The organism is Mycobacterium sp., from assembly GCF_035653355.1.
Taxonomy (GTDB): domain Bacteria; phylum Actinomycetota; class Actinomycetes; order Mycobacteriales; family Mycobacteriaceae; genus Mycobacterium.
In genome coordinates this window covers 1-4,305 of sequence record NZ_DASRBZ010000160.1, presented here as the reverse complement: position 1 = coordinate 4,305, position 4,305 = coordinate 1, and the positions used below count along the sequence as shown (strand labels likewise).

Annotated in this window: 4 protein-coding genes; 1 reads left to right on the top strand and 3 read right to left on the bottom strand. The window is 64.6% G+C overall.

From position 1 onward, the window contains the following. On the bottom strand, positions 1-557 hold a 557-nt coding region (locus VFA16_RS05285; protein ID WP_324966806.1), incomplete at its 3' end, for a glycosyltransferase 87 family protein. Positions 558-883: 326 nt separating this feature from the next. On the opposite strand from VFA16_RS05285, the gene VFA16_RS05280 reads away from it, so the two are divergent. Further along, a complete protein-coding gene (locus tag VFA16_RS05280; protein WP_324966805.1) occupies positions 884-1,606 on the top strand; it encodes a M15 family metallopeptidase in 723 nt (240 codons plus the stop codon). Here the strand turns inward: VFA16_RS05280 and VFA16_RS05275 are convergent. Next, on the bottom strand, positions 1,582-2,346 hold the full coding sequence (locus VFA16_RS05275; protein WP_324966804.1) for a polysaccharide deacetylase family protein: 765 nt from the start codon (positions 2,344-2,346) through the stop codon (positions 1,582-1,584). The genes VFA16_RS05280 and VFA16_RS05275 overlap by 25 nt on opposite strands. Positions 2,347-2,432: 86 nt before the next feature. Further along, positions 2,433-4,305, bottom strand: a 1,873-nt coding sequence (gene katG, locus VFA16_RS05270) for a catalase/peroxidase HPI (RefSeq protein ID WP_324966803.1), incomplete at its 5' end; no start/stop codon positions are given.

Sequence of the window (4,305 nt, the reverse complement as noted above, 5' to 3'; positions counted from 1 at the left end):
ATTGCTGCACGCAGGCGCCCGGTCGCGGCCAAGTAGATGATGAATAAGGCCGGGGTCAGCTTGATCCCCGCCGCCAGCCCGATTCCAATTCCCGCCCACTTGCGCTGTGTAGGCCCGAGCAGATCGGCGACGACCATCGCGAGGATGGCGATGTTGATCTGTCCGAGCTGCAGCGAAAGCCGAAACGGTTCCAGCCATGCGACAAGCCCCACCAATAGCGCGGTCAGGCTCCACAGTCCGTTCGCCGGGGTGACGTCGAGCGACGTGAGCATACGCCGCACCACGTAGATCACCAGGACGCACATGACCAGCAACCACAACGCCTGGGCCGATACCTCGACCATAAGGGTCAGTGGCAAAAAGCAGAGCGCGGCGAACGGCGGGTAGATGAACAGCAACTCCCTGGGATTGCCGGTCAATCCGATCGAATAGAGGTCCAGCCCCTCTCGCACCCGCATTGCGCCGAAGCGGTATACCTGCAGGTCAACCTGCACGGCTTGCCGAGGCCAGTGCACGTACACCACGGCGTAGAGCACCAACGCGACCGCCAACACCACTGGGCCTCCCCAGCGAACCCATGGCGACACAATTCCGCGCGGTTCGACGGCGGTTCGTCGCTCGGTTGCCGGTGCAGACAAGCCCACGAGTCATCCAGGGTAGCGAGTGGAGCTGGCTCTGACCGATCGTCCCTGGATATGCGCGCCAGCGCTGACAGACGCCGACCCGCATGCGGCAACACCTGTAGGCGAATCGGAGGTCAATCCACGGGTGCTCGCAGACCGAGCACCGGCTGCCGGCCGCGACCATGCACCACCGGTCTGACAACCTCGCCGGCACATTTCGGCCCCGCGCTAGCCTTGGCCGCACGTGGGAGGAACCCGTGATGAGTGCTCGGCGGGGATGGACGCTGGCCAAGCGGAGAGTTGTGGCACTGGCAGTGGTGACTGCAGCCGGCGCGGTGGCCCCGCATTGCACCACCGCGCCGCCACGTCCGGCCGCAACTCCTCCACCCTCTCGCGCGACATCTGCTACTCCGCCACCAGCACCACCCCCTGCGGCGGTTCACGCGGTCACCGCCGCCGAGCTGGGCGCGAGCTGGCAGCCGGATTGCCCCGTTGAACCGGGCCAGTTGCGGCGGGTGGAGGTCAACCACATTGGGATGGACGGCCAGACGCACCGCGGCGAGCTGATCGTGAATGAGGAGCTGGTGGCAGAAGTCACCGCAGTCTTCGAGCAGCTCTACCAACAGCGGTTTCCGATCGAGAAGGTCCGTACCGTCGACCACTACCGAGCCGCAGCCGACGAATTATCGATGGAGGACAACAACACGTCGGCGTTCAACTGCAGGCGCATCGAGGGCAGCGACGACTGGTCTCTGCACGCGTACGGGCGAGCCATCGATCTCAACCCGCTTCTCAACCCGTCCGTCCACGCCAGCGGCACATTCGAACCGAAGAACGCGGTGGCCTACCTCGACCGCAGCCGCACGGATCCAGGCGTTCTGCACGATGGCGATCCGGCCACGCGTGTGTTCACCGATCGGGGCTGGCGGTGGGGTGGCTATTGGAAGTCACCCATCGACTACCAGCATTTCGAGCGGCCCTGATCGCGCTGTTCCGCCAGGAACCACCCGACGGCAACCACGGTGTCCACCCACAGCTCAACCTGTAGCTCTCGGGCGTACCGGCAGAGCGCCTCGAGGCTGCTCGGAGGAACGCTCTGCGGCGTCGAATCCCCGACATCGTGGCCGGCCAGTACAAGCCACCGGCCTTCGTCGAGCGCCCACTGCACAAGCGACCGCAGCCGCTCCGGGCCCGCGCCGTCGATGTCAAGGGAGGTGATCTGAGCCAAGTCGCAGATCGTCGGGTCGTTGGGCACCTCGTCGAACCCGCCGCGCCCGACGATGAAGTGCCGGGCCACGAGCGGCACGTAACTCTGTGTTTGTTCGCCCACCCCGACGAAGCGTTGCGCGCACGGGTAGGCGAATGTCCTTGGCTTAGTTGCCAGTAGCTCTTCTATCGCGTCGTTGGCTGCCAGCAGCTCGTCGCGCTCCAACCGCTCCAAGGTGTAGTGCTCAAGGGCGTTACTGCGGGAAAACGTGTAGTTGCCGCTGCAGGGGTGGGTCACGGTATGGTTGCCGATTTCATGCCCGGCGGCGACCACTTTTTCCCAGCCGGCCAGCCGCGAGCGCACCATATCGGGCAGTACGTAAAACGTTCCGGCCAACCCGTATTGGTCCAGGATCTCTATTCCATTGTCCAGCTGGCTCGGGCGTGCATCGTCGAAGGAGATGCTCAGGGCTGCACGTTTACCGTTCGGCCAGTTAAAGGGTGGACGGTCGGCCATGGCTGTTCTTTCCGGGCTGTTTGGCCAGAATGCACGGCGCCCCGCGAGCCGTGGCGACTCGCGGGGCGCCGTTCAGCGGTTACTGCTCAGCGCAGGTCGAAGCGGTCGAGGTTCATCACCTTGACCCAGGCAGCGACGAAGTCGCGCACGAACTTCTCCTGCGCGTCGTCGGCGCCGTAGACCTCCGCCAAACCGCGCAACACCGAATTGGAACCGAATATCAGGTCGACAGCCGTGGCCGTCCACTTGAGCTCACCGGTTGCGCGGTCGCGAACCTCGTAGACGTTTTCCGTCGACTCGGAAACCTTCCACTCGTTGTCCATGTCGAGCAGGTTCACAAAGAAGTCGTTGGTCAACGTCTCGGGCCGGTCGGTGAACACACCATGCTTGGATTGGCCATAGTTGGTGCCCAACGCCCGCATGCCGCCGATCAGGACCGTCATCTCCGGAGCGGTCAGGTTCAACATGTAAGCCCGATCCACCAGGAAATGCTCCGGCGACACCTTCTCGCCGGCCCTCAGGTAATTGCGGAAGCCGTCGGCCTTCGGCTCGAGTACCGCGAACGACTCCACGTCCGTCTGCTCCTGCGAGGCATCGGTGCGCCCAGGCGAGAACGGGACCGTGATGTCGAAGCCGGCCTTCTTCGCCGCCTGCTCGACCGCTGCGCAACCACCCAGCACGATCACGTCAGCCAGCGAGACCTTCTTGCCGCCGGACTGCGAGCTGTTGAAGTCCTGCTGGATCCGCTCGAGGACCGGTAGCACCTTGGCGAGTTCGGCCGGGTTGTTGACCTCCCAGTCCTTTTGCGGTGCAAGCCGAATCCGAGCGCCGTTGGCCCCGCCTCGCTTGTCGGTGCCGCGGAAGCTCGCCGCTGACGCCCACGCGGTGGCGGCCAGCTGGGAGATGGAAAGTCCCGACTCCAAGAGCTTGCCTTTGAGCGCGGCGATGTCCGCCTCGTCGATGAGATCGTGATCGACCTCGGGAACGGGGTCCTGCCATAGCTGCGGCTCCGGAACCCACGGACCCAGGTAGCGCGAAACCGGCCCCATGTCGCGGTGCAGCAGCTTGTACCAGGCCTTGGCGAATTCCTCCTCGAGTTCCTCCGGGTGGTCGAGCCAGCGACGGGTGATCTTGCCGTAGATCGGGTCCATCCGCATCGACAGGTCGGTTGTCAGCATGGTCGGCTTACGCTTCGCCGACGAATCGAACGGGTCAGGGATGACGGGCTCGGCATCCTTGGCGACGTATTGCCACGCACCGGCGGGGCTCTTGGTCAGCTCCCACTCATACTTGTACAGGGTCTCCAGGTAGCTGTTGTCCCACTTCGTCGGCGTGGGCGTCCATACCACTTCGAGACCACTGGTGATCGCGTCCTTGCCGACGCCGGTGCCGTAGGCGCTCTTCCAGCCCAGACCTTGCTGCTCGATCGGAGCGGCCTCCGGCTCCGGACCGACGAGGTCGGCATCGCCGGCGCCATGGGTCTTGCCCACCGTGTGACCGCCAACGATCAGCGCGGCGGTCTCGACGTCGTTCATCGCCATCCGGCCGAAGGTCTCCCGGATGTCGATCGCCGCGGCCAGCGGATCCGGCTTGCCATTGGGGCCCTCGGGATTGACGTAGATAAGGCCCATCTGGACGTTCGCCAGCGGCTCTGCAAGTTCCCTTTCGCCGCTGTAGCGCTCGTCGCCGAGCCAGGTGTCCTCGGGACCCCAGAACATCTCCTCAGGTTCGTAGACGTCCTCGCGCCCGAAGGCGAAGCCGAACGTCTTGAACCCCATGGATTCATAGGCACAGTTGCCGGCGAAGATGATCAGGTCGGCCCAGGAGATTTTCTTGCCGTACTTCTTTTTGACCGGCCAGAGCAACCTGCGCGCTTTGTCGAGGCTGGCATTGTCGGGCCAACTGTTGAGCGGAGCGAAGCGCTGAGCGCCTTCGCCGCCGCCACCGCGCCCGTCGTGG

Coding starts and splice junctions, on each gene's coding strand:
- VFA16_RS05280 (WP_324966805.1), top strand. CDS start 884: ATGAGTGCTCGGCGGGGATGGACGCTGGCCAAGCGGAGAGTTGTGGCA.
- VFA16_RS05275 (WP_324966804.1), bottom strand. CDS start 2,346: ATGGCCGACCGTCCACCCTTTAACTGGCCGAACGGTAAACGTGCAGCC.